At 63.4% G+C, this 23,207-nt stretch carries 25 protein-coding genes and 1 tRNA gene; 15 read left to right on the top strand and 11 right to left on the bottom strand.

The features are described from left to right. Positions 1-17 precede the first annotated feature (17 nt). The 5 genes from LZ518_RS06405 (at position 18) to cysQ (ending at position 6,291) form a co-directional block, all read left to right on the top strand. Positions 18-1,619, top strand: coding sequence for a carboxyl transferase domain-containing protein (locus LZ518_RS06405; protein WP_249915180.1), 1,602 nt, complete (start codon positions 18-20; stop codon positions 1,617-1,619). Continuing rightward, entirely contained in the window at positions 1,619-2,611 is a 993-nt protein-coding gene (bioB, locus tag LZ518_RS06400) for a biotin synthase BioB (RefSeq protein WP_249915179.1), read from the top strand. Before LZ518_RS06405 ends, bioB begins: the two co-directional genes overlap by 1 nt. Then, positions 2,608-4,479 carry an acetyl/propionyl/methylcrotonyl-CoA carboxylase subunit alpha gene (locus LZ518_RS06395; protein WP_249915178.1) on the top strand — a complete coding sequence of 624 codons (1,872 nt, stop codon included), beginning with the start codon at positions 2,608-2,610 and terminating at the stop codon, positions 4,477-4,479. Before bioB ends, LZ518_RS06395 begins: the two co-directional genes overlap by 4 nt. Before the next feature lie 98 nt (positions 4,480-4,577). Beyond that, positions 4,578-5,357 (top strand): SDR family oxidoreductase, encoded by a 780-nt coding sequence (locus tag LZ518_RS06390; protein ID WP_249915177.1) that lies wholly within the window; start codon positions 4,578-4,580, stop codon positions 5,355-5,357. 100 nt (positions 5,358-5,457) lie between these two features. Continuing rightward, positions 5,458-6,291, top strand: coding sequence for a 3'(2'),5'-bisphosphate nucleotidase CysQ (gene cysQ, locus LZ518_RS06385; RefSeq protein WP_249915176.1), 834 nt, complete (start codon positions 5,458-5,460; stop codon positions 6,289-6,291). Between the two features lie 49 nt (positions 6,292-6,340). Here cysQ and LZ518_RS06380 read toward each other — a convergent pair whose 3' ends face one another. Beyond that, positions 6,341-6,556, bottom strand: a complete 216-nt coding sequence (locus LZ518_RS06380) for a hypothetical protein (protein WP_249915175.1) — start codon at positions 6,554-6,556, stop codon at positions 6,341-6,343. 133 nt (positions 6,557-6,689) lie between these two features. Here LZ518_RS06380 and LZ518_RS06375 point away from each other — a divergent pair, with 133 nt between their 5' ends. Together LZ518_RS06375 and LZ518_RS06370 are read left to right on the top strand one after the other, a co-directional pair. Further along, the gene (locus LZ518_RS06375) at positions 6,690-7,607 is read left to right on the top strand and encodes a winged helix DNA-binding protein (protein WP_249915174.1); all 918 of its coding nucleotides are present in this window, start codon (positions 6,690-6,692) and stop codon (positions 7,605-7,607) included. A gap of 107 nt (positions 7,608-7,714) precedes the next feature. Then, positions 7,715-8,392, top strand: coding sequence for a S24 family peptidase (locus LZ518_RS06370; RefSeq protein WP_249915173.1), 678 nt, complete (start codon positions 7,715-7,717; stop codon positions 8,390-8,392). A gap of 48 nt (positions 8,393-8,440) precedes the next feature. On the opposite strand, the gene LZ518_RS06365 is transcribed toward LZ518_RS06370, so the two are convergent. Together LZ518_RS06365 and LZ518_RS06360 are read right to left on the bottom strand one after the other, a co-directional pair. Then, a tRNA-Val gene (locus LZ518_RS06365) sits at positions 8,441-8,516 on the bottom strand. A gap of 52 nt (positions 8,517-8,568) precedes the next feature. Then, a complete protein-coding gene (locus LZ518_RS06360; RefSeq protein ID WP_249915172.1) occupies positions 8,569-9,132 on the bottom strand; it encodes a helix-turn-helix domain-containing protein in 564 nt (187 codons plus the stop codon). Positions 9,133-9,257: 125 nt separating this feature from the next. Here LZ518_RS06360 and LZ518_RS06355 point away from each other — a divergent pair, with 125 nt between their 5' ends. Together LZ518_RS06355 and LZ518_RS06350 are read left to right on the top strand one after the other, a co-directional pair. Beyond that, a complete protein-coding gene (locus LZ518_RS06355) occupies positions 9,258-9,749 on the top strand; it encodes a DUF6456 domain-containing protein (RefSeq protein ID WP_249915171.1) in 492 nt (163 codons plus the stop codon). A gap of 77 nt (positions 9,750-9,826) precedes the next feature. Next, the gene (locus LZ518_RS06350) at positions 9,827-10,474 is read left to right on the top strand and encodes a glutathione S-transferase family protein (protein WP_249915170.1); all 648 of its coding nucleotides are present in this window, start codon (positions 9,827-9,829) and stop codon (positions 10,472-10,474) included. A gap of 54 nt (positions 10,475-10,528) precedes the next feature. Here the strand turns inward: LZ518_RS06350 and LZ518_RS06345 are convergent, their stop codons facing one another. After that, complete coding sequence (locus tag LZ518_RS06345; RefSeq protein WP_249915169.1) at positions 10,529-10,855, bottom strand: hypothetical protein; 327 nt, start codon at positions 10,853-10,855, stop codon at positions 10,529-10,531. A 91-nt stretch (positions 10,856-10,946) separates the two neighbouring features. Here LZ518_RS06345 and LZ518_RS06340 point away from each other — a divergent pair, with 91 nt between their 5' ends. Then, positions 10,947-11,084: a hypothetical protein gene (locus tag LZ518_RS06340; protein WP_249915168.1), complete on the top strand. Its 138-nt coding sequence runs from the start codon at positions 10,947-10,949 to the stop codon at positions 11,082-11,084. A gap of 13 nt (positions 11,085-11,097) precedes the next feature. Here the strand turns inward: LZ518_RS06340 and rplI are convergent, their stop codons facing one another. The 4 genes from rplI to LZ518_RS06320 form a co-directional block, all read right to left on the bottom strand. After that, positions 11,098-11,745, bottom strand: a complete 648-nt coding sequence (rplI, locus tag LZ518_RS06335; RefSeq protein ID WP_249915167.1) for a 50S ribosomal protein L9 — start codon at positions 11,743-11,745, stop codon at positions 11,098-11,100. A 12-nt stretch (positions 11,746-11,757) separates the two neighbouring features. Then, complete coding sequence (gene rpsR / locus LZ518_RS06330) at positions 11,758-11,982, bottom strand: 30S ribosomal protein S18 (RefSeq protein WP_119533295.1); 225 nt, start codon at positions 11,980-11,982, stop codon at positions 11,758-11,760. A gap of 3 nt (positions 11,983-11,985) precedes the next feature. Further along, positions 11,986-12,354 carry a 30S ribosomal protein S6 gene (rpsF, locus tag LZ518_RS06325; RefSeq protein ID WP_249915166.1) on the bottom strand — a complete coding sequence of 123 codons (369 nt, stop codon included), beginning with the start codon at positions 12,352-12,354 and terminating at the stop codon, positions 11,986-11,988. Positions 12,355-12,496: 142 nt separating this feature from the next. Continuing rightward, a complete protein-coding gene (locus LZ518_RS06320) occupies positions 12,497-13,336 on the bottom strand; it encodes a nickel-binding protein (RefSeq protein WP_249916515.1) in 840 nt (279 codons plus the stop codon). A 106-nt stretch (positions 13,337-13,442) separates the two neighbouring features. Between LZ518_RS06320 and LZ518_RS06315 the strand changes: the two genes are divergently transcribed. Next, positions 13,443-14,624, top strand: coding sequence for an aromatic ring-hydroxylating oxygenase subunit alpha (locus tag LZ518_RS06315; protein ID WP_249915165.1), 1,182 nt, complete (start codon positions 13,443-13,445; stop codon positions 14,622-14,624). Here the strand turns inward: LZ518_RS06315 and LZ518_RS06310 are convergent. Next, positions 14,557-15,906, bottom strand: coding sequence for an amino acid permease (locus LZ518_RS06310; protein ID WP_249915164.1), 1,350 nt, complete (start codon positions 15,904-15,906; stop codon positions 14,557-14,559). The genes LZ518_RS06315 and LZ518_RS06310 overlap by 68 nt on opposite strands. Positions 15,907-15,995: 89 nt before the next feature. On the opposite strand from LZ518_RS06310, the gene fabD reads away from it, so the two are divergent. From fabD to dnaJ, 4 genes are all read left to right on the top strand, one after another. Further along, positions 15,996-16,934, top strand: coding sequence for an ACP S-malonyltransferase (gene fabD, locus LZ518_RS06305; protein ID WP_249915163.1), 939 nt, complete (start codon positions 15,996-15,998; stop codon positions 16,932-16,934). Further along, positions 16,934-17,671: a 3-oxoacyl-[acyl-carrier-protein] reductase gene (fabG, locus tag LZ518_RS06300; protein ID WP_249916514.1), complete on the top strand. Its 738-nt coding sequence runs from the start codon at positions 16,934-16,936 to the stop codon at positions 17,669-17,671. The genes fabD and fabG overlap by 1 nt, the downstream gene beginning before the upstream one ends. A gap of 124 nt (positions 17,672-17,795) precedes the next feature. Further along, positions 17,796-19,730 carry a molecular chaperone DnaK gene (gene dnaK, locus LZ518_RS06295; protein WP_249915162.1) on the top strand — a complete coding sequence of 645 codons (1,935 nt, stop codon included), beginning with the start codon at positions 17,796-17,798 and terminating at the stop codon, positions 19,728-19,730. 65 nt (positions 19,731-19,795) lie between these two features. Further along, positions 19,796-20,920 carry a molecular chaperone DnaJ gene (gene dnaJ, locus LZ518_RS06290; protein ID WP_249915161.1) on the top strand — a complete coding sequence of 375 codons (1,125 nt, stop codon included), beginning with the start codon at positions 19,796-19,798 and terminating at the stop codon, positions 20,918-20,920. Between the two features lie 16 nt (positions 20,921-20,936). Here the strand turns inward: dnaJ and LZ518_RS13540 are convergent, their stop codons facing one another. Next, positions 20,937-21,743 carry a GAF domain-containing protein gene (locus LZ518_RS13540; protein WP_249915160.1) on the bottom strand — a complete coding sequence of 269 codons (807 nt, stop codon included), beginning with the start codon at positions 21,741-21,743 and terminating at the stop codon, positions 20,937-20,939. Beyond that, the gene (purB, locus tag LZ518_RS06280; RefSeq protein WP_249915159.1) at positions 21,744-23,063 is read right to left on the bottom strand and encodes an adenylosuccinate lyase; all 1,320 of its coding nucleotides are present in this window, start codon (positions 23,061-23,063) and stop codon (positions 21,744-21,746) included. Positions 23,064-23,207: the final 144 nt, after the last annotated feature.

Raw genomic sequence — 23,207 nt, 5'->3', positions numbered from 1 at the left:
ACGGGGATGTGACAGGGATGAGCGCACCGCGGCTCGACACGAAGATCGACCTGTCGTCGGACGAGGCGCAGGCCCGCGCCGCACACAACCGCGCGCTGGCCGAGAAGCTCCGCAAGGACGTCGCCAAGGCGGCCAAGGGCGGCAATGAAAAATCGCGCGAACGCCATGTGTCGCGCGGCAAGCTGCTGCCCCGTGACCGTGTCGAGCGGGTGCTCGATCCCGGTTCGCCCTTCCTGGAGATCGGTCAGCTCGCGGCTTGCGACCTTTACCATCGCGAAGTGCCCGGCGCAGGCATGATCGCCGGCATTGGGCGAGTTTCGGGCCGGCAGGTGATGATCGTCGCCAATGACGCGACGGTGAAGGGCGGCACCTATTTTCCAATGACGGTGAAAAAGCATCTCCGGGCGCAGGAGATTGCCGAGGCCAACCGGCTGCCTTGCATCTATTTGGTCGACAGCGGCGGCGCGAACCTGCCGCACCAGGCGGAGGTGTTTCCTGACCGCGACCATTTCGGCCGAATCTTTTTCAACCAGGCGCAGATGAGCTCGAAGGGCATTGCCCAGATCGCCTGCGTCATGGGCAGCTGTACGGCCGGCGGCGCCTACGTCCCGGCGATGAGCGACGAGAGCATTATCGTGCGCAACCAGGGCACGATCTTTCTCGCCGGGCCGCCGCTGGTGAAGGCGGCGACGGGCGAAGAGATTAGCGCCGAAGAGCTTGGCGGCGGCGACCTTCATGCCCGCAAATCGGGCGTGGTCGACCATCTCGCAGAAAATGACGAGCATGCGCTGACCATCGTCCGCGACATTGTGTCGCACCTTGGATCTGAAGCGGGGGCAGGGGTCGAACTACGCGAACCTCGGCCGCCGCTATACGACGCCGAAGAACTTTACTCGATCATCCCCGAGGATGTGCGAGCGCCCTACGACGTGCACGAGGTAATCGCGCGGATCGTCGACGCATCCGAGTTCCACGAGTTCAAGCCGCTGTTCGGTTCTTCGCTGGTATGCGGCTTCGCCCATATCTGGGGCATGCCGGTCGCGATTCTCGCCAACAATGGCGTGCTGTTCAGCGAGAGCGCGGTAAAGGGCGCTCACTTCATCGAGCTCGCCTGCCAGCGGCGCATCCCCTTGCTGTTCCTGCAGAATATCTCGGGCTTCATGGTCGGCGGCAAATATGAGGCAGAGGGGATCGCCAAGCATGGCGCCAAGCTGGTCACCGCCGTCGCCACCGCGACCGTGCCCAAGGTCACCGTCCTGATCGGTGGAAGCTTTGGTGCCGGCAATTACGGCATGTGCGGCCGGGCATATTCTCCCCGCTTCCTGTTCACTTGGCCCAACAGCCGGATCAGCGTGATGGGCGGCGAGCAGGCGGCGAGCGTGCTGGCCACGGTCCATGCCGACGCGGCCAAATGGACGGCCAAGCAGGCGGAGGAATTCAAGCAGCCGATCCGCGACGATTATGAAGCGCAGGGCAACCCCTGGCATGCCACCGCGCGCCTGTGGGACGATGGGATCATCGACCCGGTGCAGACCCGCGATGTGCTGGGGCTGGCGTTTGCGGCCTGTTTGAACGCCCCGATCCCCGACCGGCCGCAGTTCGGCGTGTTCAGGATGTGATGGCCATGATGAAGACCAACTGGACCCGCGCCGAAATCGCGGACCTCTTCGACCTCCCCTTCACCGAACTCGTGTTTCGCGCGGCTGAGGTACATCGGGCGCATCACGCGGCGGGGGAGGTTCAGCTTTGCACCCTCCTGTCGATCAAGACCGGCGGCTGCCCGGAGGACTGCGGCTATTGCTCGCAGTCTGCGCACGCCAAGTCGGGGCTGAAGGCCGAGAAGTTGATGGATGTCGATGCGGTGCTGGCTGCCGCGGCGGAGGCCAAGGCCCATGGTTCGCAGCGCTTCTGCATGGGCGCGGCGTGGCGGGAGCCCAAGGACCGCGACATGGGCAAGGTGTGCGAAATGGTGGCGGGGGTGAAGGCCATGGGCCTAGAGACCTGCATGACGCTCGGCATGCTGACGGCCACACAGGCACGGGCGCTCAAGGATGCAGGCCTCGACTATTACAACCATAATATCGACACCTCGCCCGAGCATTATGGCGAGATCATCAGCACCAGGACCTTTCAGGAGCGGCTCGATACGCTGGAAGAAGTGCGTGGGGCCGGGATCGCCGTCTGCTGCGGCGGGATTGTCGGCATGGGCGAGAGTCGCGACGACCGCGTCGGCTTAATTCACGCGCTGGCGACCCTGCCGCGCCATCCGGAAAGCGTCCCGATCAACGCATTGGTCCCGGTCAAGGGCACGGTGCTGGGTGACATGTTCGCCGGGGAGAGGATGATCGACGATATCGAGTTCGTCCGCACCGTCGCGGTGGCGCGCATCACCATGCCGCGATCGATGGTCCGCCTGTCGGCCGGCCGCGAGAGCATGTCCGAGAGCACCCAGGCGCTCTGCTTCCTGGCCGGCGCCAACAGCATCTTTACCGGCGACAAGCTGCTGACCACCGCCAACGCCGGCGACAGCGCCGATTCCGCCATGCTTGCCAAGCTGGGATTGAAAGCAATGGTGGCCGAGGAGCCGATGCGGATGGAGGCGGCGGAGTGATCAAGTCGCTCCTCATCGCCAACCGCGGCGAGATCGCCTGCCGGATCATCCGCACCGCGCGGAAAATGGGGATCAGAACGATTGCGGTCCATTCCGACGCCGACGCCAAGGCGCTGCACGTCCGCATGGCCGACGAGGCCGTACATATCGGCCCATCTCCAGCGCGCGAAAGCTATCTGGTCGGCGATAAGATCATCGCCGCTGCCAAGGCCACCAAGGCGCAGGCGATCCACCCGGGCTATGGCTTCCTCAGCGAAAACGCAGACTTTGCGGCGGCGGTGATCAAGGCCGGCCTCATCTGGGTCGGGCCGAAGCCTGACAGCATCCGCGCCATGGGCCTGAAAGACGCGGCCAAGAAGCTGATGGCCGACGCCGGCGTGCCGGTGACCCCGGGCTATCTCGGTGAGGACCAGGATCCGAAGCGCCTCAAAAAGGAGGCCGACGCGATCGGCTATCCGGTGCTGATCAAGGCAGTTGCGGGCGGCGGTGGCAAGGGCATGCGGCGGGTCGATACGGCCAAGGACTTTGACGACGCGCTGGTAAGCTGCAAGCGCGAGGCGGCGTCGAGCTTCGGCGACGACCGGGTGCTGATCGAGAAATATATTCTCTCGCCTCGGCACATAGAGGTTCAGGTGTTCGGCGACAGCCATGGCAATGTCGTCCATTTGTTCGAGCGCGACTGTTCGCTGCAGCGGCGCCACCAAAAGGTGATCGAGGAAGCGCCCGCGCCGGGCATGGACGAGAAAACGCGTGAGGCAGTGTGCGGCGCGGCGGTGCGCGCGGCCAAGGCGGTCAATTACGAAGGCGCCGGGACGATCGAGTTCATCGCCGACGCGTCCAAGGGCCTGAAGGCTGACCGCATCTGGTTCATGGAAATGAACACGCGCCTGCAGGTCGAGCATCCGGTGACCGAGGAAATCACCGGCCAGGACCTGGTCGAATGGCAGCTGCGCGTCGCGAGCGGCGAGAAGCTGCCGAGGAAACAGGAAGAACTATCGATCGACGGCTGGGCAATCGAGGCACGGCTCTACGCCGAGGACCCGGCCAAGGGATTTTTGCCGAGCGTGGGGCGGCTCGAACATTTCGACCTGGGCGATGAAGGCCGCATCGAAACCGGCGTTGAAGAGGGCGATGCCATTTCGCCTTTCTACGACCCGATGATCGCCAAGCTGGTCGCCTGGGGCGAGGATCGCGCCGAAGCGATCGGCGAGCTGGCCGGAATCCTGGACGAGGTCGAGGTCTGGCCGGTCAGGACCAACGCGGGTTTCCTGTTCAACGCCTTGCTCGACGATGACTTTGGCGCTGCCCGGATCGATACCGGCTTCATCGAGCGGCAGCTTGGCGAACTGGTGCCCGACCCCGAACCTGACGGGCCGCTGTGGCGTGGCGCGGCAGCGGTTGCGGTGGCCGAGGAGGAAGAGGGCTCGCTCGGCGAACTTACCGGTTTCCGGCTCAATGCCGCGCCAAACGTCAGCGTTGCGCTGGGCCGTAGCGGCAATTTTGAAAGCGTTGCGCTGGAAGACGGCGAGCCGATGGCGGCAGTATCGGGCTTTCGCGACGACGAACGCGTGGTCGTTTTCTACGAGGGCCAGGCTTACGAATTCGACCGCTCGGCACGCGGCAATGTCGGCGCGGCCGCAGGCGACGGCGCGATCCTGGCGCCGATGCCGGGGAAGGTTACCAGCGTTGACGTCAAGCAGGGCGAAAAGGTTGCCAAGGGCCAACGCTTGCTGACGCTGGAAGCGATGAAAATGGAGCATGGACTCGCCGCGCCGTTCGACGGCGTGGTTGCCGAACTGAATGCCGAGGCCGGCGCGCAGGTGCAGGTGGATGCGGTGCTGGTGGTGGTGGAGCCGACAGGGAAATAACCGTCACCCCGGACTTGATCCGGGGTCTGCCTTCCTTCTACCGCCGCCTGAAGAAAAGGCGGATCCCGGGTCAAGCCCGGGATGACGAGGAGAATGAAATGAAAATCGACGGAACAGCAGCAGTCGTTACCGGCGGCGCATCGGGCCTCGGCGAGGCGACCGCGCGGGCGTTGGCGGCGAAGGGAGCCAAGGTCGCCATCTTCGATCGCGACGCCGACAAGGGCGAGAAGGTCGCGGCCGATATCGGCGGTATTTTCTGCGAGGTCGACGTGACCAGCGACGAGAAGGTCGCCGCCGCGTTCGACAAGGCCCGTGCCGCCCATGGGCAGGAGCGGATCCTGGTCAATTGTGCCGGCGTCGCCAACGCGGCGAAAACGGTCGGGAAGGACAAGGCAACGGGCGAGCTGAAGCGCTACCCGATGAACCAGTTCGAGCTGGCGATCGGGATCAACCTGGTCGGATCGTTCCGCTGCATCGCTTATTCGGCGTTCGGAATGGTCCAGACCGATCCGCTCGACGATGGCGAGCGCGGCGTGATCATCAACACCGCGTCGGTCGCGGCCGAGGATGGCCAGATCGGCCAGGCGGCCTATTCGGCGTCGAAGGGCGGCGTGCTGGCGATGGCCCTGCCCATCGCGCGCGACCTGATGAACGACGGAGTGCGGGTAAACACGATCCTTCCGGGCGTATTTCACACGCCGATGGTGGGAATGATGCCGCCCAATGTTCAGGAAGCGCTGGCGGCGCAGGTGCCTTTCCCGAAGCGGCTCGGCAAGGCCGAGGAATATGGCCGGCTGGCGGTGTTCATCGTCGAGAACAGCTATTTGAACGCCGAAAGCATCCGTCTGGACGGCGGGATTCGGATGGCTCCTCGCTAATTCCCGGTCATGCCAGCAAAGGCTGGCATCCATGTCGGGGAATTGCTTCGGCGCTGGGAGATCGGCACACAGATGGACCCCGGCCTCCGCTGGGGTGACGGTGAGTGAATTGGACGAACATATTCTCCTTGAAGCCCTGGTCGTCGCGGCCCGCGTCGCGGGGGCAGAGATTTTGAAGTTGGTCGCGGCCGGCTTCGAGGTCGAGACCAAGAGCGACCAAAGCCCGGTGACGATTTGTGACCGGGCAGCCGAGAAGCTGATCTTGCGTGCCCTGGCCGAGGCCGCGCCGGGCATTCCGGTGATCGCCGAGGAAGAGGTCGCCGCGGGTCGAATTCCCGCTCACGACGACACCTATTTCCTGGTCGATCCGCTCGACGGGACAAAGGAGTTTGTGCGTGGCGGAGATGATTACACAGTCAACATCGGCTTGATCGAGAAGGGCCAACCCAAGCTGGGCGTTGTCCATCAGCCCGTTACTGGCAAGCTGTGGGGCGGGCTGGTCGGAGAGGGCGCCTTCATCGACGAAGGCGGGTCGCGCCGATCGATCTATTGCCGCGAGCTGGGCGACACCCGCGCCGCCATCGCTTCCAAGTCGCATTACAACCAGGCGACCGACGATTATCTCGCCGAGGCGGTCGGCCTTTGCGATCATGTATCGATCGGATCGAGCCTTAAGTTCTGCATCCTCGCGGAAGGGCAGGCCGACATCTACCCGCGCCTGTCGCCGACCAGCGAGTGGGACACCGCGGCAGGGCATGCGGTGCTGGTAGCGGCGGGAGGCCGCGTCGACGGACTCGACGGCAAACCCCTGCAATATGGCAAGGCGGCGTTCCTCAACCGCGGCTTTTGCGCGACAGCCGGGTGGGAAGCTCCGGCGATCGGTCCGTACATGGAACCCTTCGCCGGCGGTGGAGACTTGCCTGAAGGGGTCTAAGTTCGCGCCAGTCGTCAGTCGCCGGTCGGCATGAATCAAGCGCAGCGTTCTATGGTCTTGTCCCGCCTGCCAGCCCTTGCCTCCAGAAAACTCGAAGTTCGGCCCGGATTTCCTCGATCTGGACGCGCAAGAGATCGGCATCGACTTGGTCGATCCGCTCGGCAACCAGCCGATCCAGCAGAATCAGTGCCTCATCCAGTGCCTCGGAAAGCTCGGCGAGCCACAGGGCGCGGATCTCCTCCCGCGGTACGGAGTCCCGCTCCATGACAGTTCCGAGGTCCGGTGGCTTAGCCGGCCATGTTGCGGAGCGTCATTATGGAGGCAATTTCCACTGACATCGCTCCGCTTTCGACGCTAAAACCATCCTGCTCGGTTCCATTCGTCACGAGGTGCAGACGATGAAGGCGAGCGTTTTTCCCGTTGCGGCACGGCTCGATGAATATGGTTCGCCGCCAATCCTGATCGGGGCGTCGTCCGAGCGAGCTGCCCGCCGAGCCGCGGTATCCTTCGGCGAAAATACTCCATATTTTTACGTTGCGGTTGACCAGCTTCTTTCGCGGCTTGACCAGCAAGCCAGCGCCGAAGCCGTCTGGCTCGAGCTCGAAGAAGATACGGAGGCACTCGACCGAATTCTCGATCGGATCGATTCCGAGGTTGGCGCCGGGCATTTTCCGGCAATCATCGCCGCGCCGCGGTCCCTCGTTGACCCGATCGCAGCGCGCGTCCGACATCCAGACATTGAATTGCTGATCGATGGCACGCCGGCGGACCGGGCCGCGGCGCTGGCGCTGGCCAGGTGGCGCAATTCTCGAAAATCTCGCGGCGTCGCCGAGGACGTTTCGCAGGAGCCGAGCGCCGCCAGGCTCCGGCAATTGTCGGATGAAGTCAGCCGGATAGCCGCGACTCTCGCCCGCCTGTCGGTCGGCCCCGATGCGCCCGCAGAACGACCGCAACCGCCGAAGGGCGAAACGCCAAGCATTTCGCTCGACATGGTACGCCAGGTCATCCGTGCGCGTCGTTTGCGCGCCCGCTTCTTCGACGAGGAGCTGTTTGCCGATCCGGCCTGGGACATGCTGCTCGACCTGTTGCAGGCGGAGATTGCGCAGCACCGTGTGCCTGTGTCGTCGCTGTGCATCGCCGCCGCGGTCCCCGCGACGACCGCGCTGCGGTGGATCAAGGCGATGACCCATGTCGGCCTGTTCAGGCGCCGCGCCGACCCGCATGACGGCCGCCGCGTGTTCGTCGAGCTGGCGCCGGCCGCCAGCGACGCGATGTGCCGCTATTTCGGCGAGATCGGCAAGGTCGCTGCTGTTTGACCGCATCGTCATCCCGGGTCGCCTCTTGTTCGATAAATCTGACATAATGGCTGTGCTGGAGCCCGATCAATCGGAACATGATCCGAAATGGACGCAATTGGATCGCGATGACTAGAGGTCAGCGACTGTTCGAGGAGCTGATGCGGTTCAAGCCCGACGGAGTGACTGCCAACGGCTGGGCGGTCACCGCCGGCGTCAGCCGCACCATCTGGGCAGATCTCAGGAGGCACGGCAATCCGTCACGGCGGACGCTGGAAAAGCTGCTTGGCGCGGCGGGCATGACGCTGGCGGAATTCGAGGCGCTAAGGATCGGGCAGGTGGCTCCGAACGAAGCTACCGGGGCCGCGCTGGCCGACCCAAATCGCGGCTGGCGGGATGCCGCCATGCCCGAAATCCCATTGTTCGCTTCCCAAGTTGCCGGCGAGTGGGGCGAGCCGGGCAGCAGGATCGAGCTTTACTCGACCGATCGCGCGAGTCTTGCCGGTGCCGTCGATCGTCCCAGGGTGCTGGCAGCTGACGCGAGCGCCTATGCGGTGACGATGGCGGGCGTGGCGATGTGGCCGCGCTTCCGGGCCGGGAGACACCTGCTGGTGGCGCCCTCGGCCTCGGTCGCCGTCGGCGACGATGTGGTGGTCATGCTGACCGGCGATCGGTCGATGATCAGCGAACTGGTGAGACTTTCGGACGGGAAGATCGAACTGCGCCAGTTCAATCCTGATGTGACGTTTGAGGTTGAGGCGGCCGATGTCGTCTCGGTCCACAAAATCATTGGCGAAGCGATCTAGCGGATCGCGGCTCGGATCAATGTCCCCCGGACATTGATCCCGCCGCGATGGTGGGCGCTGACGGGCTCGAACCGCCGACCCTCTCGGTGTAAACGAGATGCTCTACCAACTGAGCTAAGCGCCCGCACGACGCGGAAAGCGCGCCGATGCCACGGCGCGTGAGGCAGGGCAAGCGCCTAGAGCGCCCGCACCAGCCTTACCGCCACCGCCGCCCACGGCGGATCGGCGACGACGCTTTGGCGGCCGCCAGCCCCTGGCGGCAGCAGGTGCAGCTTGCCATCCTCGCGCCCGATCAGGCGACCGAACAGGAAGCGGCCGGCAGGCCGTGGAACGAGAATGTCGCGGTTGAGCGCATGGGCAAACTCGTCGGGTCCGATCCGCTCCAGCCAGACTTCGTCGCCCGACCGATAATCGCCGTTGCTGGCCGCCACGGTCAGCGCAATTTGACCGGCGCCGACCTTGGGCGGCACAACCAGCGCCTCGCGCTTCGGCGCAACCGCTCCGTTGCCGCCCAGTACCGCCACGACGGGAAGCTCGGCCGGCTCAGGATGGTCGACCAGGTCCGCCGCATCGACGCCGAGCGCCGAGGCGATGCGGTTGAGCCAGCCGACGGAGACGGTACGAGTCCCGGTTTCAAGGCGGCCGATGGTTTGCGGGGTCGTCGGCGGAGTGCAGGCTCTCGCTACCTCGTCCAGCGTCATTCCGCGCGCGCGGCGCACTTCCCTGATCCGCGTAATCATGCCGAGCCTTCCATACGCCTACTAATCTATATCAATTAATTGCGAACCCATATGGTTTTCGCCTGTCCTACAGATTCTCCCTTGTGGCAAGTGAAAAGCGACTCGCGACATTTAAGGAGACCCGCATGACATCCACTGCCGCCAATCAAACCCGCTTGCTGGCCGAACGGCCGATCGATCCGGCGCCTTCCCGCAATCGCCGCTCAGCGCGGTCGGTAACCGTCAACCTCGCGGAAAGCCCGCTGGGATGGCTCCATGCGCGCGGCCATGTCAGCCGCCGCCAGTTCGATGCCGGAGAGCAGCTAAGGATCGATTGGGAGCGGGGCCAGCTTGGGCCGCGCGTGACCATGACATGGGACGCTGCCCCGGTGGCGAGGAGCCGTGGCGGACCGGCCAACCTCCCCGACCTTAGCGGCATGCAACTCGACGCGCGGCGGCGGTTCGAAGGAGCGGTGGCGGAAGCCGGTCCGGGCCTGTCCGACATTTTGTGGCGGGTGGTCTGTTCGGGCGAAGGGATGCGCGATGCGGAGACGGCGCTGGGCTGGCCGGCGCGGGCAGGCAAGCTGGTGCTCGGGCTGGCGCTGGACCGGGTCGCGGACTACTACCGCATCAAGTGACCGACGGGCGCGAATCCGTCTCGTCACCGTGAACATTTGTGAAGTTTCGTGGACCATCAGCAAGCGGGAGTGCCGTCATGATCCTCTATGGTTCGACCATGTCTCCGTTCGTCCGCAAGGTCGCCGCCTACGCGGTTGAGAAGGGCATAGACTTTGAGCTGAGGCCGACCGGGCTCGGCGATCCGGATCCCGAGTTTCGCGCCGCCAGCCCGTTCGGGAAGATGCCGGCGCTGATCGACGGCGATTACAAGCTGGCCGATTCGAGCGCGATCATCCACTATCTCGAAGCCAAATACCCCGAACCCGAGCTGATCCCGGCCGATCCGGAGGAGCGGGGCCGGGTGATCTGGTTCGACGAATTCGCCGACACCTTGCTATTCGCCTGCGGCGCCAAGATTTTCTTCAACAAGGTGGTGGCGCCGCGCTTCCTCGGCCGGGAAGGCGATTTGAACGCCGCGGAAACCGCCGAGCGCGACGAATTGCCGCCGCTGCTCGATTATCTTGAGTCCGTGATCCCCGACAGCGGATATCTGGTCGGAGACCGGCTGACCCTGGCCGACCTGTCGGTCGCCGGGCCATTCGCCAACTTCAGCCATTGCAATGTGACCATCGACAAGGCGCGCTATCCGAAGATCTGCGCCTATGTCGCGACGATCCTCGCCCGTCCGAGCTTCGCCCAATATGTCGAGCGCGAGGCGGCCTACCTGGCCCGCGAAACCGCATAAAGAAGGGCCGCGCTCCGGGGATGAAAGCGCGGCCCAGTTGGTTGGGGTCAGAGTTTACTTGCCTTCGGGAGCGCCCTGGCCGCCCTTGGTGAGGTCTTCATCGTCTTCGACCAATTCGCTGCTGTTATCCTGATCGCCCTGCGATCCGACGAAACCGCTTTCCACTTCACCTTTCTCAGGCGATTGCGAAGCACCCTCGATATCGGTGCGCTGCTGGGTCGCCGTCTCGCCCTGCAGGCCCTCGTCGGGCCGGTCGCTCGACTTGTCCTGGTCGAATTCGGGTTGCCGATCCTGTTGGCCGGTCGGCTGCTGGGTTGCCTCCGACTTGCCGATGTCCGACTCTTGCCCTGTCGTGGGGCTCTTGTCCTGTTCGTTCGCCACTATCGTCACCTTCCTCAAAACAACCCCACGCTCCCTCACAGAACTGGGAAGCGGTGCGCTCGTTCCGGCAGCACCGAAACGAATGCGACGAATGGAGAAATATGTCGGGAAGGTGACAGGCGGGCTGGCGATAATCCGCCATTTCAATGCGGCGATCGCGGCAGGCAGTTGCGACGAACCGACGGCAAAGAAAAAGCCGCCAGGCGAACCTGGCGGCTTGATCTTGTAGAGATCGATGAAGCTTAGGCTTCTTCGCTCTCGCCTTCGCTTTCGCCCTCAGCTTGAGGAGCCTCGGCGGTGGCCTCAGCCGGAGCTTCGGCGGCCGTCTCTTCGGGGATCACGCCCGGTTCTGCGGTCGGATCGAACTCTTCGGTGAAACCGGTCTCTTCGCGCTCGAACATCGATGCCATGACATCGACGCCCTGAGCCTGCAGCTCGGCCTCTTCCGGCGAGCGGGCTACATTGACCTTGATCGCCACCGCTACCTCGGGGTGCAGTGCGACCTTCACTTCGTGCATGCCGATCGACTTGATCGGACGATCGAGTACGATTTGGCTCTTCGACACCTTGGCGCCTTCAGCTTCCAGCGCTTCGACGATGTCGCGAGCGCTGACCGAGCCGTAGAGCGCACCGACGTTCGACGCCTGCCGGATAAGCTGGACGGTCTTGCCTTCGACGTCCTTCGATGCCTTCTCGGCGTCAATGCGCCTGGTGGCATTGTCGGCCTCGATCTTGGCGCGGTTGGCCTCGAACACCTTTTTGTTGGCGTCGTTGGCCCGTAGCGCCTTCTTGTTCGGCAGCAGATAATTGCGCGCGAAGCCGTTCTTCACATTGACGATGTCGCCAATCTGGCCAAGCTTTTCGACGCGTTCGAGCAGGATGACTTCCATCTCTAGCTCTCCTTACTTCACGACATAGGGAAGCAGGCCGATATGGCGGGCGCGCTTGATCGCCTTGGCCAGTTCGCGCTGCTTCTTGGTCGACACCGCGGTGATGCGGCTGGGAACGATCTTGCCTCGCTCAGAGACAAAGCCCTGGAGCAGACGGACGTCCTTATAGTCGATGCGGGGAGCGTCCTTGCCCGAGAAGGGGCAGGACTTGCGGCGGCGGAAAAAGGGACGAGCCATCGCTTAAATCTCCATCTCTTCGCGGCGCGGGCCACGGGTCCGCTCGCGGTCCTGCTTGCGCATCATCGCCGACGGGCCCTTTTCATGGGCGTCGACGCGGATGGTCATGAAGCGGATGACGTCTTCGTTGATGCCGGTCTGGCGCTCCAGCTCGGCCATCGCCGGCGCGGGCGCGTCGATGTCGAGCATTACGTAATGCGCCTTGCGATTCTTCGCGATGCGGTAGGAGAGGCCGCGCAGGCCCCAGGTCTCAGTCTTGACCACCTTGCCGCCATTGTCGGCGATAATCTTGGTGGCGTTTTCCGCGAGCGCATCGACCTGGGCTTGAGCCAGATCCTGGCGCGCGAGGAAAACATGCTCGTAAAGCGGCATGTTTCATGCACCTATGTTTGGCCGATCGCTGGCCCCTGCACCATGCGGGGGCCCCTCCGGCTGTCGTTCAAAGCAATTGCGCCGCGGAGCCCATGGGTCCGCAGCAGGCGCGCCTATGGCCGAAGTTGTTCAGAAAGGCAAGTTAGCAGGTCAGCTCAACCGCGTGAGCGGCGATTTCCCCGTCGAAACCCTTCAGCAACAACTCTCGCGCCTCGCCGAACTTCAAATCATCGTCGTCACAGAGGTCGGTGACGGTGTTGGAAACAAGGATGTGACCCGGATCTGCCTGTGAACAGAGGCGCGCCGCGAGTTGCACGGTCGACCCGAACAGGTCGTTGCCCTGCTCGACAGGTTCGCCGGAACTGATCCCGATGCGAACCATGACCGGAAACTCCGGCCCGGGCTCATTATGAGCGGTGAAAGCTTGCTGGACCCGGCAGGCGAAGCGAACTGCATCCGCCGCGGACAGGAAGGCCGCCATGATTCCGTCGCCAGTGTGCTTGACCTCCCGGCCGCCATTGGCGCGGAGCGCGTTGCGGACAATGCCGTCGTGGACCGAGAGCATCGCCATGGTTGCGCGATTGCCGAAGCGGGACGTCATCTCGGTGGAGTTGGCGATGTCGGTGAACAGGACGGTGCGCACTCCGCAGTCGCGCTGCGTCGGATCAGTAGCACCTGGAATCAGGGCCGCGCCGCCTTCGTTGACCCCGGTATTTCCCAGAAAACCGTCGATCAGGTCGGGATGGACCTCGATAAGCTTTTCCGCGACCAGGCCATGGGCATGGTCATGGACGCAGTGAGCAGCCTCTTCATTGGGCGCCTCGACCAGGCAGAACAGCTTCCCGCAATCCCTGTTGAACCAATATTTCTTATATTCGACGCTATAATCGCCCTGGATTTTCTCATCTTCCCAATGCGCCTTGGCGATGTCCTCCCAAGGAGTTTCCGGATCGATCGAGTGAATATCCATGTACAGCGGCATGGTCACGGCTCCCCCTTGTCAAGACATGGCATACATAAACTTGGATTAGGAGTCAGCCGCCGCCAGCAGATTGCCGTGGCTGGCGACAAATGGCAGAAGCCAGGCCATGGCCACGCACCTCAAAAGCATCCCGACCACCGATCCGCTCGATGATGTCAGCCTGCCCGGCTGGCTCTACTTCGACGATGAATTCTTCGAAGCGGAGAAGCGCGCCTTCCTGCGGGCGGCGCCGCAGGTCGTGTGCCATGAAAGCGAGATCGCCAATCCGGGCGAATGGCGAACGATCGATTTTCTCGGCGAAAGCGTGATTGTCATTCGCGGCGACGACGGAGAGGTCCGCGCCTTCACCAATGTCTGTCGCCATCGCGGTTCGCGATTGCTCGACGAAGAGAGCGGCTGTTCCAAGGTGCTGACGTGCCCATACCATGCGTGGAGCTACGCCCGCGACGGCCGGCTGGTCGGGGTCATGCATCGCCACGAATATCCCGGCCTGCAGACCGAGAAACTGGGGCTAATTCCAGTGTCACTGGAAGTTTGGCGCGGGTTCATTTTCGTCCGGCTCGAGGAAGGTCTGCCGTCGGTCCAAGAGATGATGGCACCCTATGAGCATGAGGTTGCCCCTTATCGTTTCGAGGATTTGCGCGCGATCGGGCGGGTGACGCTGCGCCCGCGCGACCTCAACTGGAAGACCATCGCCGACAATTATTCCGACCATTTGCACATCCCAGTCGGCCACCCTGGCCTCACCCGCCTGTTCGGAAAAAGTTACGCCATAGAGGCACAGGAATGGGTCGACCGGATGGAAGGCGAGCTTCGCGACGATGAGTCGGCCAATCCGTCCGAGCGGGCCTACCAGCGCTATTTGCCCGAAGCAGAGCATCTGCCGGAAAGCCACCGGCGCAAATGGCTTTATTACAAGCTGTTCCCGTGCGTTGCGTTCGACATCTATCCGGACCAGGTCGATTTCATGCAGTGGCTGCCGGTTTCGGGAACGACCAGCGTCATTCGCGAGATCAGCTATGCGCTGCCCGACGCCCCAGATTATCCTTGGCGCCGCGAGATGAAGGCCGCACGCTATTTGAACTGGCGCATCAACCGCAGGGTCAATGCCGAAGACACCGAGCTCATCAGCCGGGTCCAGAGCGGCATGACCAGTCCGACCTATGTTCCCGGCCCCCTCGGCAAGAGCGAGGTCTGCCTCCGCTCTTTTGCCCGCAAGCTTAGGGCAGCGATCCCGGAGGCGCGGCTGGAGAGGTCGCCCGCTCCTGGCTGGCTACGAGGGAATTGAAGCGCATCCACAACAGCACGGGGATGCCGGTCATCAGGAGCAGCAGGCCCCACAGGCTCGCTTCGGTGCCCGCGCCGTAGAAGGTCCAGACCGAGTAGATCGCGCCGACCAGCGCCACGACCAGCATGATGCCGCCGGGCATTTTGCCGGCGACCATCAGGCGTAGCGCGCCGACGGCCGCGACCAGGTAGAGCACCAGCGTTGCAACCGTGGCCAATAGTGCCATGAAGGCAAATAGCTGGGTCAGCCCTTTGGTGTAGTTGGCCGCGACCAGCAGGGACGACAGCGTCGACCCGAGGATTTGGGCACGGACTGGCATTCCGCGGCTGTTCACCTTCCCGAACCATTGCGGGAATACCCCGCGCCGAGCCAGCGTAAGTGGCACCTCGCCTTGCAACAGAACCCAGCCGTTGAGTGCGCCGAGGCAGGAAATCGCGGCGAAGAACACAACGAAGGTAGCGGCCGTCGGTCCCCAGAAGCTGCCAACCAGGGCAGCAAACGGCGCCGGCGACTTGGCAGCAACGTCGGCCGGCAAGAGCAGGAACACCGCGCTCGACGCAGCAAGGTAAATGAGGCCAACCGCCAGGGTCCCGATCAGCGTTGCTCGCGGGATAGTCCGTTCGGGTCGTTGCACCCGGCCGGCGGGCACGGTGGCGCATTCGAAGCCGAGCATTGCCCAAAGCGTCAGCGCCGCAGCGGCGGCAATGCTTGGCGGAGTGACTGGCATCGGCGCAAACTCGGCCGGCTGGTCGCCGCCGCCGATCACTATCAACGCGATGACCATCGCCGCGATCAGCGGCATGATCTTCAGTACGCTGGTCATGATCTGGACCCTGCCGGACACTTGCGCGCCGGTGCAGGCAACTGCGGTGAACAATGCGACGAAGGCGATTGCGGACAGCGCGGGCACGACCGGATTGGCGAAGGCACCGGGCGCGAGCGAACTCAGATAGCTGACCGCGGCGATGGCGATCGCCGAGTTAGTCACCCAGGTGGAAATCCAGTAGCTCCACATGACGAAAAAGGCCGGCGGAGCTCCAAGCGATCGGGAGACATAGTCGTATGGGCCACCGGCGTCAGGCATCGCCTTGGCCAAAGCCGCGAATACGGTCGCCAGGCACATTGCGCCGGCGATGGTGATACCCCAGCCCCAGATGGCGTTCATGCCATAAGGCGCCAGGTTCGCGGGTAGGAGAAAGATGCCCGAGCCGATCATGTTGCCGACAACCAGCGCCAGGCACATCCAGAAGCCGAGTTGCCGTACTTCGCTCGCCTCGTTCATACCGTTCCTTCTCCCCCTGCCGGACTTGGCAATCGTGCCTCACCGTCCTAGTCCGCCCGCGACCTAAGCACAGTTGAACAGGGATTTCGATGCGCGCTTTTCTTTTTCCCGGGCAGGGCAGTCAATCGGTCGGCATGGGAGCGGCGTTAGCCGAGGCCAGCCAGGCCGCCCGCGATACCTTCGGCGAGGTCGACGAGGCGCTTGGCCAGAATTTGGCGAGGCTAATGCGTGAGGGGCCCGAGGACGAGCTGAAGCTGACTGAGAATGCCCAGCCGGCAATCATGGCCCATGCCCTGGCCGTGTTCCGAGTGCTGACAAAGGAGGGTGGCGTCTCACTCGACAAGGCGGCGAATTTCGTCGCTGGCCACAGTCTTGGCGAATATTCGGCCCTGTGCGCCGCGGGGTCATTCGATCTCGCGACCACCGCGACGCTGTTGAAACTGCGCGGACGGGCGATGCAGGCGGCGGTACCTGTCGGCGTTGGAGCCATGGCGGCACTGCTCGGGGCGGACCTCGAGCTCGCGCAAAAGATCGCGGACGCGGCGGCGAAGGGCGAGGTTTGCACGGTCGCCAATGACAATGATCCCTCGCAGGTCGTCATTTCCGGTCACAAGGGAGCGATCGATCGCGCCATCGAGCTGGCGAAGGAAATGGGCGCCAAGCGCGCCTTGCCGCTTCCGGTTTCGGCGCCGTTCCACTGTCCGCTAATGCAGCCGGCGGCCGATGCCATGGCCGAAGCGCTTGGCAAGACAGTGATCGAACCGCCTCACGTTCCTCTCTACGCCAATGTGACCGCTGCGGCTGTGGCCGACCCGGCGGAGATCGAGCGGTTGTTGGTCGAACAGGTCACCGGCATGGTCCGCTGGCGCGAGAGCATCGCCAACATGTTCGCCGCCGGAGTCGACGAATATGTCGAATTGGGCGGCAAGGTGCTCGGCCCAATGGTCAAGCGCATCGCCCCCGATGCGAAGGTGACCAGCGTCGTTACCATCGAGGATATCGAAGCCATCGCCAAGGAGCTCGCATGATGTTTGACCTCACTGGAATGACCGCGCTGGTGACGGGCGCGAGCGGCGGCCTTGGAAGCGCGATTGCAAAGTCGCTGGCGGCGCAAGGCGCCAGGCTGGCGCTTTCCGGTTCCAACCAGTCCAAGCTGGAAGCTTTCGCCAAGGAGCTTGGCGGCAATCATGTCACGCTGGTTTGCGATCTCGGCGACAGCGAGCAGGTCGACCAGCTGGTGCCGCGCGCGGTCGAAGCGCTCGGCCAGCTCGACATCCTCGTCAACAATGCCGGCGTTACCCGCGACAACCTCGCCATGCGCATGAAGGACGAGGAATGGGACCAGGTGATCACCATCAACCTGGAAGGCGCGTTTCGCCTGATGCGGGCGGCAATGAAGCCGATGATGAAGGCCCGTCATGGCCGGATCATCAACATCACATCGGTGGTCGGCGTTACCGGCAATCCGGGCCAGGCCAATTATGTCGCTTCAAAAGCAGGGCTGATCGGCATGTCGAAGGCGGTCGCGCAGGAAGTGGCGAGCCGCGGGATCACCGTCAATTGCGTCGCGCCGGGGTTCATGACCTCGGCCATGACCGACGCGCTGACCGATGCGCAAAAAGAAGGGATCTTGTCGAGGATCCCGACTGGCGCGATGGGCAGCGGCGACGATATCGGCGCGGCAGTGGTTTATTTGGCTTCGAAAGAGGCTGGTTACGTCACTGGCCAGACGTTGCACGTCAATGGCGGCATGGCGATGCCATAATGCAACAGGGCGGCGCTCCGCTGCCCTTGTCGCTTGAAAACACAGACCTATATCGCCCGCGAAACACCAATTTCTCGGATCGCTGGGCAGCGCGTCCGAGGGGGCAAGTAGAGGGTAAGAGAATATGGCAAAAGTGATCGGGATCGACCTCGGCACCACCAACAGCTGCGTAGCGGTGATGGAAGGCGGAAAGCCCAAGGTTATTGAAAATGCGGAGGGTGCGCGGACCACTCCATCGGTCGTGGCCTTTACCAAGGACGGCGAACGCCTGATTGGCCAGCCGGCCAAGCGGCAGGCCGTCACTAATCCGGACAATACGATTTTCGCGGTGAAGCGCCTGATCGGCCGCCGCTTCGACGATCCGATCACCAAGAAGGACACCGAGTTGGTGCCCTACAAGATCGTCAAGGGTTCGAACGGCGACGCGTGGGTCAATGCCGGCGGCAAGGACTACAGCCCTTCACAGATCTCGGCGTTCATCCTGCAGAAGATGAAGGAAACGGCCGAAGCCTATCTTGGGGAAACCGTTACCCAGGCGGTGATTACCGTTCCCGCCTATTTCAACGACGCCCAGCGCCAGGCGACCAAGGACGCCGGCCAGATCGCCGGCCTGGAGGTGCTGCGCATCATCAACGAGCCGACCGCGGCCGCGCTGTCCTATGGTCTTGAAAAGGAAGAGGGCAAGACGATCGCCGTCTATGACCTTGGCGGCGGCACCTTCGACATTTCGATCCTGGAAATCGGCGACGGCGTGTTCGAGGTAAAGTCGACCAATGGCGACACCTTCCTCGGCGGCGAGGATTTCGACGCCAAGATCGTCGAATTTTTGGCCGACAAGTTCAAGGCTAAGGAAGGCATCGACCTCCGTACCGACCGCTTGGCGCTGCAGCGGCTCAAGGAAGCCGCCGAAAAGGCCAAGATCGAGCTGTCGTCGGCCCAGACCACGGAGATCAACCAGCCGTTCATCACCGCCCGTATGGAAGGCGGCGCGACCACGCCGCTTCACCTGGTCGAAACGATCACCCGTGCGGACCTTGAGAAGCTGGTCGCGGACCTCATCAACCGCACGCTCGAGCCGTGCAAGAAGGCGCTTAAGGATGCCGGCATCGCCGCCAAGGACGTGGCAGATGTCGTGCTGGTCGGCGGCATGACGCGCATGCCGCGGGTACGTGAAGTGGTGAAGGAATTTTTTGGCCGCGAACCGCACACCGGCGTCAACCCGGACGAAGTCGTGGCGATGGGCGCCGCAATCCAGGCCGGCGTGCTGCAGGGGGACGTCAAGGACGTGCTGCTGCTCGACGTCACGCCGCTGTCTCTCGGAATCGAGACGCTGGGCGGCGTGTTCACCCGGATGATCGACCGCAACACGACCATTCCGACCAAGAAGAGCCAGACCTTTTCGACCGCGGACGACAATCAGAATGCGGTGACGATCCGCGTCTTCCAGGGCGAACGCGAAATGGCATCGGACAATAAGATACTGGGCCAGTTCGACCTGGTCGGGATCCCGCCGGCGCCGCGCGGCGTGCCGCAGATCGAGGTCACGTTCGACATCGACGCCAATGGCATCGTCCACGTCACTGCCAAGGACAAGGGCACCGGCAAGGAGCAACAGATCCGCATTCAGGCATCTGGCGGTCTTTCGGACTCCGACATCGAGCAGATGGTCAAGGATGCAGAGAAATTTGCCGACGAAGATAAGACGCGACGCGAGGCGGCCGAAGCGAAGAACCAGGCGGAAAGCCTGGTCCATTCGACCGAACAGCAGCTGAAGGAGCATGGCGACAAGGTCGACGCTTCGCTCAAGGAAGAGATTGAAGCAGCAGTGGCCGAAGCCAAGACCGCGATCGAAGGGGGCGATGCCGAAGCTATGAAGGTCAAGACAGAGGCGCTTGCCCAGGCTGCGATGAAGCTTGGCCAGTCGATCTATGAAAAGACCCAGGCGACAGGCGGTGAGGAAGCCGCCCAGTCGGCCGAGGCCAGCGCGGAAGAGGCGCCGGGCGATGAAGAAGTGGTCGACGCCGAATTTTCGGAAGTCGACGAAGACAAGAAGGCCTAAGAGGCCATGATTCGAACGGCGTCGACTGACATTCGGTCGGCGCCGTTCGTCATGGGTGGGGACTGATGGCCACGGATTATTACGAACTGCTCGGCGTGCCCAAGGGCGCCGACGATGCCGCGATCAAGGCTGCCTATCGGAAGCTGGCCAAGGAATGCCATCCCGATCGCCATGGCGGCTGCACCGACAAGGAAGCTCATTTCAAGTCGATCAGCGAAGCATATGAGGTGCTGAAGGACCCGCAGAAGCGGGCTGCCTACGACCGCTTCGGCCATGCCGCATTCCAGAATGGAATGAACGGCCAGGGACCGTTCGGCGGCGGGGCCGGTGGCGGGTTTGAAGGCTTTTCCGACATTTTCTCGTCTATCTTCGGCGAATTCATGGATCCGCGGGCGCAGCGAGCCAGCGCAGCGCGCGGTTCCGACCTGCGTTACGACCTTGAACTGACGTTTGAGGAAGCCTTCGCAGGAGCGGAAAAAACTATTGCCATACAGGCTCTCTCCGGGTGCGAGACCTGCAATGCTTCCGGCTCAACGGGCCAGGCCGCGGCTCGCGCCTGTTCGAGCTGCGGCGGCGCCGGCAAGGTACGCGCGCAACAGGGCTTCTTCGTTGTCGAGCGAACCTGCCCGGGATGCATGGGTTCGGGCGAAATGATCGCCGATCCTTGCACGGCCTGCCAAGGGGAGGGCCGCGCGCTCAAATCGCGCAAATTGAACGTCAATATTCCCGCTGGGGTCGACGAGGGAACGCGGATTCGAGTGGCTGGCGAGGGCGAGGCGGGCATCCGCGGTTCGGCCGCGGGCGACCTCTACCTGTTCGTTCACCTGAAGCGGCATCCCATTTTCGAGCGCGACGGCACGACCCTTATCGCTGAAGCGCCGATCAGCTTCACCGCCGCCGCGCTAGGCGGCTGCATTACCATTCCCGGGATCGACGGCGAAAAAATCGAGCTGAAGATTCCGCCGGGAATCCAGTCGGGCGAGACGTTGCGGCATCGCGGTGGCGGAATGAGCGTCCTCAACGGTCGCGGCCGGGGCGATTTGGTGACGCGCATCCTCGTGGAGACTCCCACAAAGCTTAGCAAGGATCAGCGGGCAATCCTCGAACAGTTCCGCGACACGGAGACCGGGGACGAGTGCCCGGCCAGCAAGGGCTTCTTCAGCCGGATCAAGACCGCGCTGGGCGGTTAGGGACTGAACCCGGGCCCTAGAAAACCCAACCGTTGCGGGCCATCCGCGCCGCGACGCGTTCCGCGAACAGATGAGCTACCGAACGCCGCTCGGCCCCGCATCGGCGGGGCGTTGAATGGTGGGCGGACAGCGTTGCGACCTGCTCGCCATCGATCCGGATCGGCAGCGTCATGGTTGCCGCAATGCCATGGGTTGAGAGGCGATCCCGTTCGTCATCGCTCAAGGCCAGGAACGCAGCTCGATTCAACAGCTTTGGTGGGCCCTCGCCATGCAGCGGGACCGGCTCGGAATCTCGATCGGCGCAATTTCGAGGGACGGAATGCACAATCTCGTCCTCAACCGCGGGCAGTTGCCGGCCGGCCGAGGTAATGATGGCTCCACCGCGGCCGTGCAGGCTCAGCCGATCGAAGCCGGTCAGCGAGCAGAGCTGCCGGACCGCCAGCTCGGCGAGCTTGAGCGGATCGTTGCCTTCAAGGCGGTCGGTCATCGACCTTACCATGCCGATGCCGTCGGGCAGGCGGGGCTCGACCGCCAGTTCGGCTTCGATCAGATAATATCCTTCGTCCCGGCTTGCCCTTACGTCGAGCAGCACGTCGCCCCATTGGACGCCGAAGTCCTGGACTTCGCTTTCGTCGCGCGCCAGCCAGGATATTCGGTTGCGCAAATTATGGATTGCCTTGCTGCCGATCAGGTCCGCCAGGGGCTGTCCAACCAGTGCCGACGATTTGACGTCGCCCAGCATCGACACATTGGCGCTGACAGCCTCCATCTGCCAGTCCGGGCCGACCAGCAGCAGCAGCGCGCAAGGCTGGATTGCGACCACTTAGGCGCCGAATACCCGTTGGAAGATCGTGTCGACCTGCTTCAGATGATAGCCGAGGTCGAACAGCTCCTCGAGCTGCACATCGCTTAGCTTGGAGGTTACGTCGGGGTCGTCCTTGAGAAGGTCAAGCAGCGACAATTGCCCGTCGGAATCCCAGACTTTCATGGCGTTGCGCTGGACCAGTGCATAACTGTCCTCGCGTGACAGGCCGGCCTGGGTCAGCGCCAGCAGCACGCGCTGCGAATGGACCAGGCCGCCCATCCGGTCGAGGTTCTTCTGCATTCGGTCGGGATAGACGAGCAGCTTGTCGACGACGCCCGTCAGGCGGGCGAGGGCGAAGTCGAGCGTGATGCAGGCGTCAGGCCCGATGAACCGCTCGACCGACGAGTGGCTGATGTCCCGCTCGTGCCACAGCGCGACATTCTCCATCGCCGGCACTACGGCCGACCGGACCATGCGGGCGAGGCCAGTCAGATTCTCGGTCAGCACCGGGTTGCGCTTATGCGGCATGGCCGACGAACCCTTCTGGCCCGGCGAGAAATATTCCTCGACCTCGAGTACTTCGGTCCGCTGCAGGTGGCGGATCTCAACCGCCAGCCGCTCGATCGACGAGGCGATCACGCCTAAGGTGGCGAAGAACATCGCATGCCGGTCGCGCGGGATCACCTGGGTCGAGGTCGGTTCGGGCGTCAGACCAAGTTCCTTGGCGACATGCTCTTCAACGGCCGGGTCGATGTTGGCAAAGGTTCCGACCGCTCCGGAGATGGCGCAGGTGGCAATGTCGTCGCGGGCAGCCTTCAGCCGGGCGCGGTTTCGGTCGAACTCGGCATAGGCCTGGGCGAGCTTCAGTCCGAAGGTCACCGGCTCGGCGTGGATGCCGTGGCTTCGGCCGATGGTCGGGGTCAGCTTATGTTCGTATGCCCGGCGCTTCAGTACTTCGAGCAGCGCTTCCAGGTCCTCGATCAGCAGGTCGGCGGATTGCTTCAATTGCACCGCCAGGCTGGTGTCGAGCACGTCGCTGCTGGTCATGCCCTGGTGCAGCCAGCGTCGCTCCGGCCCCAGCTTCTCGCCCGCCCACGTCAGGAAGGCGATCACATCATGCTTGGTCACCGCCTCGATCGCGTCGATCGCCGGCACATCGACTTCGCCCAACACGTCGGCGTCATAGGCCTTGCGGATGGTGGCGGCGTCTTGCGGAGGGATCATCCCGATCTTGCCCATCGCCTCGGCCGCGAAAACCTCGATCGCCCACCAAATCTTGTAGCGGTTCTCGGCCGACCAGATGGCGGTCATCGCGGGACGGGAATAGCGGGGGACCATGTCGTTCCTTGTCTGTCGGCAAATCAGACGGCGCGCCTAGCAAGGGCAGAGCGAGGGGGCAACGATTGGGCGCAGCTTATGACAGATAAGGGTGAAACGTGGACGCCAGGTCGCCCGAAACCGGGGTGCACCTTGAACCGCAAT

The organism is Sphingomonas brevis (genome assembly GCF_023516505.1).
In the GTDB taxonomy this organism is placed as follows: Bacteria; Pseudomonadota; Alphaproteobacteria; order Sphingomonadales; family Sphingomonadaceae; genus Sphingomicrobium; species Sphingomicrobium breve.
The sequence above is the reverse complement of the archived record's forward strand: the minus strand, read 5'-3'. Positions and strand labels throughout refer to the sequence as shown.

Bases quoted from the DNA above. Each gene is read 5' to 3' on its own strand.
- dnaK (WP_249915162.1), top strand. From the start codon at position 17,796: ATGGCAAAAGTGATCGGGATCGACCTCGGCACCACCAACAGCTGCGTA.
- bioB (WP_249915179.1), top strand. From the start codon at position 1,619: ATGGCCATGATGAAGACCAACTGGACCCGCGCCGAAATCGCGGACCTC.
- LZ518_RS06360 (WP_249915172.1), bottom strand. From the start codon at position 9,132: ATGATTACGCGGATCAGGGAAGTGCGCCGCGCGCGCGGAATGACGCTG.
- LZ518_RS06310 (WP_249915164.1), bottom strand. From the start codon at position 15,906: ATGAACGAGGCGAGCGAAGTACGGCAACTCGGCTTCTGGATGTGCCTG.
- dnaJ (WP_249915161.1), top strand. From the start codon at position 19,796: ATGGCCACGGATTATTACGAACTGCTCGGCGTGCCCAAGGGCGCCGAC.
- fabD (WP_249915163.1), top strand. From the start codon at position 15,996: ATGCGCGCTTTTCTTTTTCCCGGGCAGGGCAGTCAATCGGTCGGCATG.
- LZ518_RS06350 (WP_249915170.1), top strand. From the start codon at position 9,827: ATGATCCTCTATGGTTCGACCATGTCTCCGTTCGTCCGCAAGGTCGCC.
- LZ518_RS06355 (WP_249915171.1), top strand. From the start codon at position 9,258: ATGACATCCACTGCCGCCAATCAAACCCGCTTGCTGGCCGAACGGCCG.
- LZ518_RS06380 (WP_249915175.1), bottom strand. From the start codon at position 6,556: ATGGAGCGGGACTCCGTACCGCGGGAGGAGATCCGCGCCCTGTGGCTC.
- LZ518_RS06370 (WP_249915173.1), top strand. From the start codon at position 7,715: ATGACTAGAGGTCAGCGACTGTTCGAGGAGCTGATGCGGTTCAAGCCC.
- purB (WP_249915159.1), bottom strand. From the start codon at position 23,063: ATGGTCCCCCGCTATTCCCGTCCCGCGATGACCGCCATCTGGTCGGCC.
- LZ518_RS06320 (WP_249916515.1), bottom strand. From the start codon at position 13,336: ATGCCGCTGTACATGGATATTCACTCGATCGATCCGGAAACTCCTTGG.
- rpsF (WP_249915166.1), bottom strand. From the start codon at position 12,354: ATGCCGCTTTACGAGCATGTTTTCCTCGCGCGCCAGGATCTGGCTCAA.
- rplI (WP_249915167.1), bottom strand. From the start codon at position 11,745: ATGGAAGTCATCCTGCTCGAACGCGTCGAAAAGCTTGGCCAGATTGGC.
- LZ518_RS06390 (WP_249915177.1), top strand. From the start codon at position 4,578: ATGAAAATCGACGGAACAGCAGCAGTCGTTACCGGCGGCGCATCGGGC.
- LZ518_RS06340 (WP_249915168.1), top strand. From the start codon at position 10,947: ATGGAGAAATATGTCGGGAAGGTGACAGGCGGGCTGGCGATAATCCGC.
- LZ518_RS06375 (WP_249915174.1), top strand. From the start codon at position 6,690: ATGAAGGCGAGCGTTTTTCCCGTTGCGGCACGGCTCGATGAATATGGT.
- rpsR (WP_119533295.1), bottom strand. From the start codon at position 11,982: ATGGCTCGTCCCTTTTTCCGCCGCCGCAAGTCCTGCCCCTTCTCGGGC.
- fabG (WP_249916514.1), top strand. From the start codon at position 16,934: ATGTTTGACCTCACTGGAATGACCGCGCTGGTGACGGGCGCGAGCGGC.
- LZ518_RS06315 (WP_249915165.1), top strand. From the start codon at position 13,443: ATGGCCACGCACCTCAAAAGCATCCCGACCACCGATCCGCTCGATGAT.
- LZ518_RS06405 (WP_249915180.1), top strand. From the start codon at position 18: ATGAGCGCACCGCGGCTCGACACGAAGATCGACCTGTCGTCGGACGAG.